Origin of the sequence: Candidatus Nitrospira nitrosa (assembly GCF_001458735.1) — a bacterium.
GTDB lineage: Bacteria > Nitrospirota > Nitrospiria > Nitrospirales > Nitrospiraceae > Nitrospira_D > Nitrospira_D nitrosa.
The window spans coordinates 176,346-191,644 of record NZ_CZQA01000010.1 but is presented as its reverse complement, the minus strand read 5'-3'; the positions used below and the strand labels follow the sequence as shown (position 1 = coordinate 191,644).

At 54.3% G+C, this 15,299-nt stretch carries 10 protein-coding genes; 6 read left to right on the top strand and 4 right to left on the bottom strand.

Going from position 1 to position 15,299, the window contains the following annotated elements:
* Positions 1-273 precede the first annotated feature (273 nt).
* The 4 genes from COMA1_RS15385 to COMA1_RS15370 all read left to right on the top strand — a co-directional run bounded on the left by COMA1_RS15385 (position 274) and on the right by COMA1_RS15370 (position 5,878).
* Positions 274-1,557, top strand: a complete 1,284-nt coding sequence (locus COMA1_RS15385; RefSeq protein ID WP_090750128.1) for an HD-GYP domain-containing protein — start codon at positions 274-276, stop codon at positions 1,555-1,557.
* Positions 1,558-1,993: 436 nt separating this feature from the next.
* On the top strand, positions 1,994-2,671 hold the full coding sequence (locus COMA1_RS15380; protein WP_090750126.1) for a response regulator transcription factor: 678 nt from the start codon (positions 1,994-1,996) through the stop codon (positions 2,669-2,671).
* Positions 2,672-3,037: 366 nt separating this feature from the next.
* Positions 3,038-4,348: an HD-GYP domain-containing protein gene (locus COMA1_RS15375; RefSeq protein ID WP_090750124.1), complete on the top strand. Its 1,311-nt coding sequence runs from the start codon at positions 3,038-3,040 to the stop codon at positions 4,346-4,348.
* 246 nt (positions 4,349-4,594) lie between these two features.
* On the top strand, positions 4,595-5,878 hold the full coding sequence (locus COMA1_RS15370; protein WP_090750123.1) for an HD-GYP domain-containing protein: 1,284 nt from the start codon (positions 4,595-4,597) through the stop codon (positions 5,876-5,878).
* 57 nt (positions 5,879-5,935) lie between these two features.
* On the opposite strand, the gene COMA1_RS15365 is transcribed toward COMA1_RS15370, so the two are convergent.
* The 4 genes from COMA1_RS15365 to COMA1_RS15350 form a co-directional block, all read right to left on the bottom strand.
* Positions 5,936-6,271 carry an Hpt domain-containing protein gene (locus COMA1_RS15365; protein ID WP_218055404.1) on the bottom strand — a complete coding sequence of 112 codons (336 nt, stop codon included), beginning with the start codon at positions 6,269-6,271 and terminating at the stop codon, positions 5,936-5,938.
* Between the two features lie 12 nt (positions 6,272-6,283).
* Positions 6,284-6,679 (bottom strand): response regulator, encoded by a 396-nt coding sequence (locus COMA1_RS15360; RefSeq protein ID WP_090750120.1) that lies wholly within the window; start codon positions 6,677-6,679, stop codon positions 6,284-6,286.
* A gap of 22 nt (positions 6,680-6,701) precedes the next feature.
* On the bottom strand, positions 6,702-9,887 hold the full coding sequence (locus tag COMA1_RS15355; protein ID WP_090750118.1) for a PAS domain S-box protein: 3,186 nt from the start codon (positions 9,885-9,887) through the stop codon (positions 6,702-6,704).
* Positions 9,888-9,970: 83 nt separating this feature from the next.
* Positions 9,971-13,621, bottom strand: a complete 3,651-nt coding sequence (locus COMA1_RS15350) for a CHASE domain-containing protein (RefSeq protein WP_090750116.1) — start codon at positions 13,619-13,621, stop codon at positions 9,971-9,973.
* Between the two features lie 231 nt (positions 13,622-13,852).
* Here COMA1_RS15350 and COMA1_RS15345 point away from each other — a divergent pair, with 231 nt between their 5' ends.
* Entirely contained in the window at positions 13,853-14,671 is an 819-nt protein-coding gene (locus tag COMA1_RS15345) for a CheR family methyltransferase (protein WP_090750114.1), read from the top strand.
* Positions 14,672-14,675: 4 nt separating this feature from the next.
* A complete protein-coding gene (gene cheD / locus COMA1_RS15340) occupies positions 14,676-15,287 on the top strand; it encodes a chemoreceptor glutamine deamidase CheD (protein ID WP_090750112.1) in 612 nt (203 codons plus the stop codon).
* Positions 15,288-15,299 lie beyond the last annotated feature (12 nt).

Here is a 15,299-nt window from a genome sequence, read left to right as displayed (position 1 = left end):
GGCTCTTGCACAGTGATGCGCCCGTCAGTCTGTACTTTATGTTTTTAGTTTCAGATCCAATAGCAGTTTGATACAGTCGAGATAGATTGGTCGAGTGAAAGACTCGAACCGCCTAGCGGGCAGGAGAAAGACCTGTCAGTTGATGGCGCATTCCGAGGCTCTTGTGCAAGAGCGGAGGGGTGCGCCTTTTGTATTTTCTAGGGGCACGATTTCGCCGCGTAGGCCGGACGCGACGTTCGCAAGCCTCTCCAACGCTGAAGGGGAGAATGGTCGATGCCCTGGTTGCCGCTTGATCCGGTCCTGCTTCGCCTCGGACTTTATATCAAAATCGATCACGGTTGGATGGAGCATCCCTTCGTCCGCAACGTGTTTACGGTCTCCTCCCCGACTGAAATCGCGATCATTCGGAAACACCGTCTCACGAAACTCTTGTACGATCCCGAGCTGTCACATGCCGATGTCGTGGAAGCCATTACCAATCCGTCCGGTCCCGTGCGTGAGTTCGAAATCGATGCGGAGACGGCGCAGGATGCCGAAGCCGATGAAGCCTCGATTCTGAAGGAAAAGCACCGGCAAATTCAGAGTGCCCTCGATCATCGGAAGGCGATTGAGGAGAACTTCCGTAGCTATACCGATTCCACGAACGAGGTCTCGGTCATGATGGCTATGGCCAATGCGGGACAGGCGGATATGTTGCGGTCGGCTGAAAAAATCCTGTCATCCATGACGGGCGTCGTCGGTCAGGGGGAGGTGGCCATCAGCCTGGTTTGTGCGGAAAGCCGACCTGAGCCGGGACAGGAGTTGGCGATGCAGAGTCTCAATGTCAGTGCATTGGCCACGATGACGGCGAAGACGCTCGGCCTGAGTCCTGAGGAGATAGCACATGCCGCGATGGGAGGGCTGTTCCACAATATCGGGATGGGTCGGGTGCCCTTGGCCGTTCGCGTGAAAAGCGAGGAGGATCTATCTCCGACCGAGACCAAACTGCTTCGCATGTATCCGCAGCTCGGTAAGGAAATCTTGGAGGCCATTGAAGGCGTCGCTCCGGAGGTCGTCGAGATTGTGTACCAACATCGGGAGTATCTCGACGGCACCGGGTTTCCCAAGCGTCTCATCAACGGCGACATTGCCAAGACCGCAAGGCTGGTGGGGACGGTTGTCGAATATAACCTCCTCTCCAGCGATCAACGTTCCGCCAGCTACATGGGACCAGCCAAGGCCTTGTCCTATGTGTATACAAAACTCAAGAATAAATTCGGCCCGGATGTGGTCGAGCCGTTTATTGCCACGGTGACGGTGTTTCCTCCCGGATCGTTTGTTGAACTGAACGACGGCAGCTTTGGACTGGTGTTGAAGAGTAATCCGCAGGAACGGTTGCGGCCCGTCATCATGCTCTATGAGCGGCACGCATCACATGATCAGCCAGCCATCATCGATCTAGCACGAGAACGTTCAATCTCAATTGAAAAAGCTCTCGATCCGAAAGGGCTTCCGGATCGGGTGAAAGATGCGCTGCTTACGACGAAGCTCAAAGGATATGTGATCACAGGAAAATAGTCGCTGTGGCCACCTCTCTGAGTGCAATGGGGTACTGAATCCATTTCGATACTGAATCCATTTCGATACTGAATCAGTTTCGATTCACTGTGTCGATAAGGACAATGTGCCCCATAGCTCCGGTTTGGTCCTAACCAATGTAACGTTTTGCGGGGATTCCCCATCTTTACTGGTGCGATGGTTCGTTGTTACTTCAGCCTCCTCAGCCGGATGTGATGTTGTTCAACCCAGTTCACGAGAGTTTCTTCTATTCCAACGCAAGGCACATGAATTGCTGCCGCACTGGTGGGCACATCTCGTTGAGTAGGTCTCGCTCCTCGCAAATGAAGCGGGTGGCGTATGTTCTGACAGCCCGTATTTGCCTGTTGCTTTGTCAAGAGCCAGATCGGAGCTCAATGGTGGCGGTGAAGCGCTTTCGTCGAATCGATCATCACGCATGAGTCTGCCGGTGGAAACTCGTGACCAAACGCGCGTGTTACTGGTGGATGCGTCACCGTTCGTCTTGCACGGGATACAGGAGATTCTGTCCAAGAACCCTCATGTGCGTGTCGTTGCAACCGCACAGTCCACAGCCGACGCGTTGTCTGCCCTAGAGACCTGTCGTCCGACTGTCGTGGTCTCGGAAGTGCAAGTGGGACGCGCGAGTGGGATCGACCTGTGCCGTACCATCCGAGAATCTTATCCCCAGACCAGTGTCCTGTTCTTCACCAATCGAGATGATCAGCATCTCTTGCGGTCCGCCATTCTTGCGGGCGCGCAGGGATATCTGTTGAAGAAGGCCTCGGCCGAGACGGTGGTCAGGGGAATTGAAATCGTCTCCGCAGGGATGGCCATCATGGATCCTCACTTGGTTCCCCACATCATCTCATGGGCCAGGGAACAGGGGAGGGAGGCACCGTTCCAACGGTTGAACGAGTGTTCTCAAGACGATCTTCGAGTGCTGGCGCTCATGAGCGAGGGAAAGACGAACAAAGAGATTGCACGAGAACTTAAGCTCTCTCCGGGGAAGCTGAGTACTCGCCTTCGGGCCATATACCGGCGGTTGAATATTTCACGACGAGCAGAGGCCACGAAGTATTTTGTGGAGTGGAGAAAGATGGATGAGACGTCATAGTCGATGCCTACGGTTGAATCGGTCAACATGAATGCATGAGAAGGTACTTGACCGACGTCTTTATGGTATTTAGCAGGCGGCTGACCAAAGCCTGCCAGCGGCATTCTCGCGTCGCTCAGAGAATCACCGTACAGGATAGAGTACGCGTTGCTTCTTCCCTCGCTGCGGCCTTTCTGAATAGGCGGCAGGACATTCTAATCCGGTCGATCCCCATACGCACCGATCCGCTTGGAAGGCAGCGCAGAGTTTGTCAACACACTGCAAGTACGGATCGTCGTCTCACTTCCCAGGAGAGGAGAGTTCTGATATTGTACAAAAACCTAACTAGTTTGAATGCAAAGTAAATTCTGAGGAGACGTCTGTACCGTGCCGTGGCTTCCACTTAATCCAACCTTACTTCGTCTAGGGCTCTATATCAAGATCGACCATCCCTGGTTGGATCACCCATTCGTCCGTAATGTCTTTACTGTTTCCTCGCCGACAGAAATCGCCATTATTCGGAAGTACCATCTCAATAGGTTGTTTTATGACACTGAGCGTTCCCACGCAGATGTCGTAGCCGCTATCACTGATCCGTCCGCCTCGGTGGAGGAGTTCCAAATCGACGCCGAAACGGCGCAGGATGCCGAAGCTGATGAGCAGTCGATCCTCAAAGAGAAAGAAAAACAGATTCAGAGCATCCTTCAGCATCGGAAGGAAGTTGAAGAAAATACACGCACATACATCGATGCAAGGAACGAGATCTCTGTCATGCTGGCTATGGCCAACGCCGGACAGGCGGATATGTTGCGTACGGCTACGAAGATCATGGGGAGTTTGGACAACGCCCTTCAGCAAAAGGATGTTGCGATTAGCCTCGTATGCGCAGAAAGTAATGGCGAGCCAGGACAGGAGCTCGCCATGCAGGCGATGAACGTGAGCGCATTGGCCGTCTTGACGGCGAAAACAATGGGTCTTGTACCGGAAGAGATTGAGCGAGTGGGGATGGGTGCGTTACTTCATAATATCGGCATGAGTCGCGTTCCCTTAGCCGTCCGTGTCAAAAGCGAAGAGGATATGTCTCCGACGGAGACGAAGCTTCTCCGGATGTATCCTCAGCTTGGCAAGGAAATCCTAGAAGTCATTCCAGGTATGGATGCTGAGGTTGTTGAGATTGTCCACCAGCATCGAGAATGGATCGATGGGACTGGATACCCCAAGCGATTATTTGCCGGGGATATCAACAAACTGGCTCGTTTGGTTGGGGTGATTGTAGAATACAACGCCATGACGAGCGACCGCCGTTCACCTCGATATCTTGGACCCGGGCAGGCATTGTCGCATCTCTATGCAAAAATGCAGCATAAGTATGGTCCGGATGTTATCGACGCCTTTATCGCAACCGTCACCGTGTTTCCTCCTGGTTCGTTTGTCGAGCTGAGCGATGGGAGCTTCGGGTTGGTCCTTAAATGCAATCTGGATGAGCGGCTGCGCCCCATCGTCATGCTGTACGAGCGGCAGGCGTCGCATGAGCAAGCCGCCATCATCGATCTGGCACGGGAACGATCACTCTCAATAGAAAGAAGTATAGATACTAAAACGTTGCCTGAGCGAGTGAAAAACGCCTTGCTCCCCACAAAGCTCAATGGATACGTGTTAACTACTACTCAGAAAAAACCGGAAGGGGGCAATGGATAACGGTCTTGAGGAACACGCATACATATTTGCGCAGTATCCATCCGTTCCGTACTGTGAATGTTTCGTTCGAGCCGGGTCTTGTAAATTGTGAACCGAGCCCGGCGAACGACAGGCTTTTCGATAGGCTTCCCCTGAGCTTGTTCGAAGGGCTCGCACGATCGAACCACGCCAGCGTATTTATGAAACCCTACACCGGATGGAGCTTGCTCGCTCACCTATCGCGGGTGTAGGAGGAGAGTCTCTACTATGGCGTGGCTCCCGCTTGATCCAACGCTGCTACGAGTCGGGCTCTATATCAAGATCGACCATTCGTGGATGGAACATCCCTTCGTCCGCAATGTTTTTACGGTCTCCTCACCGACGGAAATCGCGATTATTCGGAAACATCGCCTCACCAAGCTGTTTTATGACCCCCAACTCTCTCATGCTGATGTCGTCGAGTCCCTGACCAAGCCGTCGGTTCCCGTCCGTGCCTTTGAAATCGATGCCGAAACCGAGAAGGATGCCGAGGAGGACGAGCAGTCGATCCTCAAGGAAAAACAACGGCAGCTTCAGACGGCGCTGGAGCATCGCAAAGCCATCGAAGACAACTCGCGCACCTATGCCAAGGCGACCAATGATGTGTCGGTCGTCATGGCGATGGCCAATGCCGGACAGCCGAGCACCATGCAGGCGGCGACCAAGATCTTGGAGACGATGGGCAAGGTTACGGCACAGGAGCCTGTCTTGCTGAGTCTCGTCTGTGCAGAGAGTCGGGCGGAACCAGGCCAGGAGTTGGCCATGCATGCGCTGAATGTGAGTGCGCTTGCCAAACTCACGGCCAAGACGCTCGGTCTCAGCCCTGAAGAAACCGAGCACGTCGGGATAGGTGGACTCTTTCACAACATCGGGATGAATCGAGTTCCGTTGGCGGTCCGCCTGAAGAGCGAGGAGGACCTCTCGCCGACCGAGGCTAAATTACTTCGGATGTATCCTCAACTGGGGAAGGAGATCTTGGAAGGCATGCCTGATGTGGCTCCCGAGATCATTGAGATTGTCCACCAACACCGGGAATATCTCGACGGCACCGGATATCCTAAGAAGCTCATCAACGGGGATATCACCAAGACGGCACGATTGGTCGGGACGATCGTTGAGTACAATCTGAGGGTCAGTGATCGGCGGTCTGCGCGCTACCTCAGTCCAAGCCAAGCCTTGACGTATCTGTATACGAAACTGCGGAATAAGTATGGTCCGGACGTCATCGATCCGTTCATCGCGACCGTCACCGTCTTTCCGCCCGGCTCATTTGTGGAATTGAGCGATGGGAGCTTCGGGTTGGTGATCAAGACCAATAGCCAGGAGCGTTTGCGCCCGGTCATCATGCTGTATGAACGGAATGCCTCGCACGATCAAGCGGCGATCATTGATTTGGCGAGGGAACGATCGATCTCGATCGAGAAAAGCTTAGATCCCAAGACCCTGCCTGAACGGGTCAAGAATGCCTTGTTGCCGACGCAACTCAACGGGTATTTAATGACGGAAAAATAACGGCCGTGAGGCTTTTCCCGGTGAGATGCTCACCCTGTTCCGGCGGCCGGGAGCGGGTCAGTCGTAGGCGATCTGGATGTTGTTCAAATAGCTTTCCAAAGTGTGCAAGTGTTGCGTGATGCTCGAGGCATCTGCCGATTTGGCTGCCTGCTCAATCATGGCGGCGAGTTCAGTAACCCGGTCGAATCCGTAGCTCCCACCGACGCCTTTCATCCCATGTGCGACACTTCGCACCGTCTCAAAGTCCTGTTCTGTGAGGGCCTGCCGCATCGTGACGATTTCTTTTTTTCGATTGACCATAAAGCGCGGTATCAGCGGTTCGAAAGAGGCATCAACATGAACGATCTCCGGAGGCTCAGTCATTGATGGTGTATTCAGTGACGGGTCCGACATACGATGCTCCTTCTAGGCTGTACGACGTTTCAACCCAGGCGCTCGGAAACGGGCAAGCCGTGCCAGCAAGGACTCTCGCTTGAACGGCTTCAAGATATAGTCAGATGCACCCGCTACGATTGCCTTGCAGATGCGCGTTTGATCGCTGTCGGCGGTCAGCATGACGACCGGGGCACCGTTCCAGGTCGTCTTTTTCCGAATCTGGGCCAGGAGTTCAAGTCCATGCAGGTATGGAAGTTCCATATCCAGAAGCACGAGCGCCGGCGGTGGTAGTGCATTGATCTTGACCTGTGCCTGCCTGCCGTCGCTCGCGTGGATTATCTCGTAGCCTTCTTCTTCCATAATCATTCGAATGAGGGAGGCGGTATCTTCTTCGTCTTCAACCAGAAAAAGAATCGGTTTATCCATTCTTGAACCCCTCCTTCACCGGTCAGGCGGCTTGGTCTTGGATCAAAGCGGTATAACCCTCGATGGCCTTCAGCAAATCTGGCTTCTTGATCGGTTTTGTCAGATGGGCCGTATACCCTGCCGCCAGAGCCTTCTCTCGTTCTTCAGTCAGCGCCTGGGCTGTGAGAGCGATGATGGGTGTAGGTCGCCGACCTTCCGTCCGTTCCCATTGGCGGATCGTTGCTGTGGCTTGGAGACCGTCCATACGCGGCATCTGTACGTCCATGAGAACGATATCATACGAAGTGGTGCGAATCCTTTCGACCGCTTCCAAACCGTTTTCGGCTGTGTCCACTGAGTACGGCAGGCTTTTGAGGAAGAAGATGACGAGATCTCGATTGTCTTCCAAGTCGTCGACCAACAGGATTCGAAGTGGACGTCGACTCGTTCCAGCAGCATGGTCGGGATTGAGATTGACCGAGAGAGACTGTCCTGCGAGTGCGTCTCTGACCGTCACAAGTAACTTTGTCCGTGAAACCGGTTTGAGAATGGGATGCGTACGGGTAAGCTCTTGTAAATGCTTGCGGTCTGACTCTTGAGAATTCGAGAGTAGAAACAGGACCGGAAGGTCCTTCCCGGAGGGCATAGCCCGGACTGCTTGTACAAGTTCGAGGCCATCCATGTCAGGCATGCGATGATCCACAATCATGAGCTGCACCGGCTGATTATCGGTCTGAGCGGCCTGGAGGAAGCTCATCGCCAATGGACCTGAGGCTACGTCGCTGACGAGTGCGTCGGCTGCTGAGAGGATCTCAGTGATGACGAGGCGTGTCGGTTGGTGATCGTCCACGACGAGAATGCGTGTCTCTTTCAGGACATGGAGATCTAGGCCCGCCGGCGTCGTCTCAAGCGGTACGGTGGGCAAGGGAACCGTGAAGACAAAGTCGGAACCGATTCCAGGAGTGCTGGTCACGGAGATGTCGCCGTCCATCAGCTTCACGAGGCGTTTGCAGATGTTGAGGCCGAGCCCTGTGCCGCCATATTTTCTGGTTGTGGACGCATCGGCTTGAGAAAAGCCGTCAAAGATGGAATCGAGCTTCTCGGCCGGAATGCCGATGCCGGTATCCGAGACGGAAAACCGGACCTGGTTGGCTTCGGTCGATTCGACCTGAACCAGGACCTGACCCGTTTCCGTGAATTTTATCGCGTTGCCTACCAGATTCACGAGGATCTGACGGAGCCTCGTCGGATCTCCGGAGACTCCGTCAGGGAGGCCAGGGCATGCCCGCAGGACGAAGTCGATCTGTTTGGCATGAGCGCGCAAGGCCATCATCTCACCGACGTTCTCCAGAAGATTGTGTAGGTCGATGGGGACCGTTTCTAGTTCCAAATGTCCGGATTCAATTTTTGAGAGATCCAGAATGTCGTTGATCAGATCCAGTAAGTGATCGCTGGCTCGCCTGAGACGCTGTGTGTAGTCCTGTTGTTCAGGGGTGAGGGATGTTTCGCCGAGCAGCTGCGCCATGCCGACGATCGAGTTCATTGGAGTTCGGATCTCATGGCTCATGGATGCCAGGAAGGCGCTCTTCGTTTCGGTTGCTTCCCGCACCTCGTCATTCGCCATTTCCAGCTCGAGATTGATGCACTCCATTTGAATCGCCGCCTGCTCAAGTTTAGTTGCGGCTGCAGCGCGTTCAGTGATATCGCGTAGAATGCCGGTAAAGAGGCGACGCCCTTGCAAGTGAAGCTCACTGACGGCCAATTCAAGCGGAAAGGTCGACCCGTCTTTCCGTTGACCGACCACTTCGCGCCCGATCCCGATGATTTTCGGATGACCGCTTTTCTTGTAGTTATCAAGATAGCCGTCATGTTCTGATCGATACGGCTCCGGCATGAGCAGTTTGACATTCTGCCCGATGGCCTCGGCCGAGGTGTAGCCGAACATGCGCTCAGCCGCTAGGTTGAACGATTCGATGATGCCGCGGTCGTTGATTGTCACAATTCCGTCTACCGCATTACTGACGATCGCTTGCAGGCGCGTTTCCTGTTCATGTCGGGCAATCTCCGCCTCCTTTTGAGCTGTGATATCAGTGGCGAACTTGACAATTTTATAGATTTCGCCATTGGCGTTGAGGGTCGGGTTATAGGACGTTTGAATCCAGATGGGCTTTCCGCCTTTGGTGATCCGCTGGTACGTGCCGGTCTCGAAGTGTCCTTGAGCGAGCCTTTCCCAAAAAGTTGCGTAGTCGTTGCTCTTCACGTAAGTCGGATCGCACAAAATCCGGTGATGGGAGCCAATCAATTCATCCTTGGCATACCCGCTCAATCTTAAGAAGTTTTCGTTTGCGCCGATGATCGTCCCGTCCAAGTTGAACTCGATGATGGAATAGGTATGATCGATAGCCATCATCGTGTGTTTTGCTTCGAGTACGTCTGCCACATCGGTCTCGATCTTCGCCGCCATCTCATTGAACGCCTGTGCCAGTTGTCCGATTTCATCTTGTGAGGTGAGGTTCGCTCGGGCCTGAAGCTGGCCGGATCTCATCGCGGTGGTCGCCGTGACGATGTTGTTTAGGCCAGCTGAGATCTTCCGGGAGATGTTCCATCCCAGGAACAGTCCAGAGGCCAATCCTCCAAGCGTAATCAGGAGCATGTAGTGGATGACATCTGACACCTCTGTCGTGTTGGCGGTATACGCGTCCGCAGCCAGCTCCTTGTTCAGCTCGATAAGCCGTTGAATCGCCGCAGTGAATGCCGCAAGCTGGACAGCCCCTTCGCCTCGTTGGATATCGTCAGCGGCATCTTTACTATAGAGCCTACTCAGGTGGAGCACCTTCGCTCGCGCAGCTTGAACGTCGTGCCACCGTGCCATGATGTCCTCGTAGAGTGCCTGCTCTTCTCGTGATATGACATATTTCGCATAGCCTTTCAGCTGTACGTGGAATGCCTCGTCTAATGCGGCAATCTCAGTTTCTTGGGTCTCCATCATGGCCGATCCATAGGCCAGAATATGCCGGACAATCGCTGTTTGCATTTTGAAACTTGTGGCGCGCAGATCGTAGAGGTGAGTGGTTGGAAGTACGTGGGTCTGGTAGAGAGTATCGATACGATCATGGAACTGGATAGTACTTCGAACGGAGAGCACACTCATTCCAACCAGCAGCAGCTCCATGAAGCCAAACGCTATGGCCAGTTTACTCAGAATGCTCAGGTCTCGAAATCTCTTCATGCACCCCTCCAGCCCAGTGAGTAGGGTGTTTGCTCGAGTGTGCAACAGTAACAATGGGCCATCGTACGATCTCCGGCAACGTCCTATGCTGCTCGCTCGGTGTCCGGCGAGATATAATCGCTGATTGCTCTGAGCAGCGTCTGCTTTTTAATCGGCTTGGTTAAATGTGCGGTGCAGCCGGCATCCAGGCTTTTCTTCGCATCCTCCTCAAGGGCATGGGCGGTGAGCGCAAGAATCGGGGTGGGGATACGGTGGTGAGCCCGCTCCCATTGACGAATCGCGCTGGTGGCCTGAAGCCCGTCCATAAGCGGCATTTGCACATCCATGAGCACAAGGTCGTACCTGCCTGTCTGAAATTTCTCGACGGCCATTTGGCCATTTTCAGCCATCTCGATGACATAGTAACTGTTCTTCAGGTAGTGCGCCACAATCGCACGATTATCTTCGAGATCGTCGACGACCAAAATATTGAGCCGTCGCGATGACGGTGCGGAGACCGGCTCGGTTTGTTCCCGAACGTGGCTATTTGCTAGCGGTGTCACTGTGTCGATCACGCTCGGCAAACGGATGGTGAATTCAAACGTCGAGCCGACCCCGACGGTGCTTGTTGCTTTAAGTTGCCCCTTCATCAGGGAGACTAATTGCTGGCAAATGGAGAGTCCTAGACCCGTGCCGCCGTACTTCCGGGTGGTGCTCGCATCTCCTTGTGTGAAGCTCTCAAAGATGAACGGAAGCTTGTCCGGCGGAATCCCGATGCCGGTATCCGAGACCACAAACCGCATGCAATCGGGGCCTGCGGCATTGACCGTCAGCACGACCTGTCCGTGCTCCGTGAACTTGATGGCATTCCCGACAAGATTCATGAGGACTTGTCGTAGACGCATGGGATCGCCGGTGACAGTGGAGGGAAGATCGGGATGCATCTGCACGTCCAGCGTGAGTTGCTTGGTCTCGGCATTCACAGCCATCAAGTCTTGCACTGTGGTCACCAGTTCATGAGGATTGAAGGAGATCTGTTCTAGCCGCAGCTCGCCGGCTTCGATCTTGGAAAGGTCCAGGATACTGTTGATCAAGCCCATGAGATGGTCGGCGGCTTGGCCGAAGAGTTGGACATAGTCTGCCTGGTCTTGGCTCAGAGAGGTTTCTTGGAGCAAGTCGGCCATCCCGATAATTGCGTTCAATGGTGTACGGATTTCGTGGCTCATGGATGCCAGGAAGACACTCTTGGCCTCGGCTGACTTCTTGGCCTGTTCGTGTGCGACGACGAGTGCCTGGTTCTGCTTCTCCATGATCCCCGCAGCCTCTTCCAGCTGTCTTGCGACCGCATTGTGTTCAGTGATATCCACATGGGTGCCGACCATGCGTACGGGCTTCCCATTCTGATCTCGAACGATCATTGCTCTGGACAGGATATCGACCCAGTGGCCGTCTTTGTGACGCATCCGGAACTCAGACCTAAACCCATTGCTTTTTCCATAGAGACAGTCATGAATGAGCCCCATGGTCCGTACCCGGCCGGCTTCGTCCACTAACCGTTCCCAGGTGGCGAAGCTGTCGTCGAGCTCCTTGTCCGCATAGCCCAGCATCGCTTTCCATTGAGGGGACAGGTACGTGATCTGGGTCTCAATGTTCCAGTCCCACAGGCCGTCCGTCGCGGCTTGCATAGCCAAGGTGAAGCGCTCTTCTGATGCACGTAACCGGGCTTCTGTGGCTCGCTGTTCCGAAATATCTTCGTATGTACCCAATACACCGATGATCTGGTTTTCCTGATTTTTGAGCGGCACCTTCGAGGTCCGTAACCAGGCTGTCTGGCCGGACGGGGTGGTTTGCGGCTCGTCGAAGGCCATCCTCGGGCTTTCGGACGTGATAACCGTCATGTCATCGGTTTGATATTGAGCTGCCTCGTTTGCCCAGACGAGATCATAATCGCTTTTACCAAGCAGCTCACTGGGATCGCTTTTTCCGGCATCCCGTGCGAAGGCAGGATTACAGCCGAGGTAGCGCAATGCTCGATCTTTCCAGAATACACGCACGGGAACGGTATCGATGATGGCCTGCAAGAGATCGCTTTTCAGGGCCAGCTGTTGAGTGCGCTCTTCGACTTGTGTTTGTACGTGGTTCGTGGTCCCGGTGATCAGAAGCAACACGGCTCCCAGCAAGGCATCCCCCAGGATGCCTCCGAGCAGCAGACCCCAGCTTTGCCAGTCGGGAAAGGCGGCGACGATTGCTGAGGATGGCTTGATGGATAGGTGATACTGCCTTCCACCGAACCGCAGGCTGTGTGTAGATACCGTCTCATGAGCTGTCGTTAGGCGAGTCCCGTAGATCATCGTATTCTGCTCGACGTCCACGAGACTGACCGTCAGTTCACCTCCCTCGGGAAGTAACTTCCCGATGAAGTCACCTGCTCGTAAGACCGTGATGACGAATCCCGGTGCATTGGCACCGGATTGAATGCGTCGGATCAGCAGGATGCCCTGTTGAGTACCCTGCTCCTGTACAAGCGTGACTGGCTCGGTCGCGATGGGGCTCTCGGCTTGGCGCGCCTGTAAAACTGCTGCTTTGCGGGTCGGGGTTGAGCCTAGATCAAAGCCGAGAGCTTTCCGGTTTTGGGCGAGCGGCTCGACATAGGTGACCGGGTAGTAGATGGGCCGGTCCAGTACGGGGACGATCGTGCCTGACTCGTTACGCTGGGTAATCACAAACTCCGGAAGCCATTGTTTCTGGGACGCTTCGAACATCGCGCGTCGGTCCAACGGAATCTCCGGTGCCCACTCGATCGCTTGTAGCATGGGAAACCGACTCAACGCGGGCTGCGCAAGCGCTCCAAAGGCTTTATGGCTTATTGGTTCACGCTGAGACATGGACAGGGCCCTATCCAGCTGCTCAAGGATGAATTCCTGTTCGTCAAAATGATCCTGGATCTTCTTAGCCAGACGGTCGGCTTGGAAGTGAAAGCGCTGGGTTATTTGTGCCGACTCGATCTGGTGGGTACTGACATACGCAATCCCCACGAGCGTGACGGAAACGGCCATGATCGACGAGACGATCAACCGACGACCTCTCCAGACCGAGTCGGGTTTGCCGAAGAGTGCCAGCATAATCGGGAAGATCGACACCATGCCCAAGGTATCGCCGATCGCCCATGTCAGCCATGCCACGAAGGCCTGATCCGATGGAATGACTCTCAGCTGAACCAGGCTGGCCACGGACAAAGACGCGCCCATGAGGCAGATGAATGGAGCGGCCAGGAGGTACCCGCCGATATGTTCGATGGTCTCAAGACCCGTTGTCAGGCCAACGGTGCGTTGCAACACAGCCCGTCCGAACCACGACTGTAAAGCAGAAGCCATGGCGATACAGAGGGCAGCCACAGTCGCTGAGGTCTGTAGGGGAGCGGCAGTGACCGAGAGGTTGAGCGTAAGAGATCCCAGAACGATCCATGGAAGCGCTGGACTTCCCCAGAGATAGGCCGCGGCAATTGCCAGACCTGCAGGTGGAAAGATTCCTGAGGCGTATCCCGGCTGGATGGCCAGCATGAGCCCGAGTTTGCCAAGGACGACATAGGCTATGGCAAGCATCAAGCCGGAGTAGATAGAGAACGGAGGTGTCATCTGTTTGTTCATGGAGGAATCGGTGGTCCGACTTCCGACCCAGCCGGGAGTGACCGGTGCTTCAGGCGCATGTGAGTGGTCGTCTTGTGTCCCAAAAGCCATATTGGGAAGGTGCGGCATTGAACAGATTCCAGGTGTTTGGGGTCCTGCTGCGATGTGAAAAATGATGTCTCTTCTTATCGGATGATTTCGGCCCTTCTTGAATTGACGTGAGCACTAACATCGCGAAACTGCTCAGATCATCTCCAATCGAGCATCCTGTCAAGAATCGATCGCAACCGACCGATAAAGCCAAGACTTTACAGGAGTGGGTAGGAACTTGGCGTATCAGATTCACCTGGTGGAGTGACTATGGATTATGGGATTACTTCCGATGAGTTTCTTCGTTTTCGCAAACTGATTTATGACGAAAGCGGTATTTCGCTCGGGGATCAAAAACAAACGCTGTTGGCGTCTCGGCTGTCGAAGCGATTGCGAGACCTCGGGTTGACGACGTTCACGGAATATTATGAGCAAATCACGGGTGATGCGACGAAGGAAGAGTTCACCCGAATGTTGGACCTGATCTCGACCAACAAGACCGACTTTTTCAGAGAACCCAAGCACTTCGATTATCTGCGCGAGCGGATCCTGCCGGAATTGGAGAAAGACAAGCGCGTTCGTATTTGGTCCTCCGCTTGCTCGACCGGTGAAGAGCCCTACACGATCGCCATGACGCTCTACGAAGGTGTTTCTGATCCTCAACGGTGGGACTTCAAGATTCTAGCCTCTGATTTGTCGACCCGCGTCTTGGCGAAAGCGGCAGCGGGCCGGTATGAGGCAGACCGCATGCGCGATGTGTCGCCCGAGCTCGTTAAACGGCATTTTTTACGCGGGAGAGGGGAAAGTGAAGGTTTGTTGAAGGTCAAGCCGCATCTGGCCTCGATGATCCAGTTCAGACGGTTGAATCTCATGGATGCGCGGTTCCCGATTAAGAGCCCATTGGACCTCATTTTTTGCCGGAATGTCATGATCTATTTCGATCGCCCCACTCAGGAGCAGCTTGTGAACAAGTTCTATCAGTATCTGAAGCCGGGGGGGCATCTGTTCATCGGTCATTCCGAAAGCCTGCAGTGGGTCGAGCATCCATTCAAGGTCATGGGCCCCACCATCTACCAGAAGGAGCGCTAATCGCATGGTACCCAGCGCCGCGAACCCGTTTTCGCATATTCGACGGATGCGAGATAGTCGGTTTCCTCATGAGATCGCGGCGATCTTGCCCGGGGAGTTTTTTGTCAGTTCCACTCCCATGATTGTGTATACCGTGCTCGGGTCCTGTATCTCCGCCTGTATCCGTGATCCGATCACGGGTGTGGGTGGAATGAATCATTTCATGTTGCCCAAGCCAAAAGACGGCGGAAACGACTCCTGGGGTGAATCGACTCGATACGGCTCCTATGCGATGGAATCGTTGATCAATGAAATCTTGAAATTGGGAGGCGTAAAGAGTCGGCTGGAGGTAAAGCTCTTCGGGGCCGGGAAAATCTACGAGGGGAATATCGACGTCGGAGCTCGAAATGCTGAGTGGGTCCTCACCTTTCTTGAAACAGAGGGACTCAAGGCGGTGAAAACGGATTTGGGAGACGTCTGTCCGCGCAAAGTTTATTATTTTACAGACTCCGGCCGCGTGCTCCTTAAAAAGATAGAACGGTTGAAGAATAAGACCATTCTTGAACGTGAGAATGAATATGCCACAAAGATCCAAACGGTCGAGAAGCCGGTGGAGGAGGATGTGACGCTCTTTTAGCTGACGTAGGCG

What these genes read in the sequence shown, in the direction of transcription:
- COMA1_RS15380 (WP_090750126.1), top strand. Translation starts at nt 1,994, where the DNA reads ATGAGTCTGCCGGTGGAAACTCGTGACCAAACGCGCGTGTTACTGGTG.
- COMA1_RS15365 (WP_218055404.1), bottom strand. Translation starts at nt 6,271, where the DNA reads ATGTCGGACCCGTCACTGAATACACCATCAATGACTGAGCCTCCGGAG.
- COMA1_RS15385 (WP_090750128.1), top strand. Translation starts at nt 274, where the DNA reads ATGCCCTGGTTGCCGCTTGATCCGGTCCTGCTTCGCCTCGGACTTTAT.
- cheD (WP_090750112.1), top strand. Translation starts at nt 14,676, where the DNA reads ATGGTACCCAGCGCCGCGAACCCGTTTTCGCATATTCGACGGATGCGA.
- COMA1_RS15345 (WP_090750114.1), top strand. Translation starts at nt 13,853, where the DNA reads ATGGATTATGGGATTACTTCCGATGAGTTTCTTCGTTTTCGCAAACTG.
- COMA1_RS15360 (WP_090750120.1), bottom strand. Translation starts at nt 6,679, where the DNA reads ATGGATAAACCGATTCTTTTTCTGGTTGAAGACGAAGAAGATACCGCC.
- COMA1_RS15370 (WP_090750123.1), top strand. Translation starts at nt 4,595, where the DNA reads ATGGCGTGGCTCCCGCTTGATCCAACGCTGCTACGAGTCGGGCTCTAT.
- COMA1_RS15355 (WP_090750118.1), bottom strand. Translation starts at nt 9,887, where the DNA reads ATGAAGAGATTTCGAGACCTGAGCATTCTGAGTAAACTGGCCATAGCG.
- COMA1_RS15350 (WP_090750116.1), bottom strand. Translation starts at nt 13,621, where the DNA reads ATGCCGCACCTTCCCAATATGGCTTTTGGGACACAAGACGACCACTCA.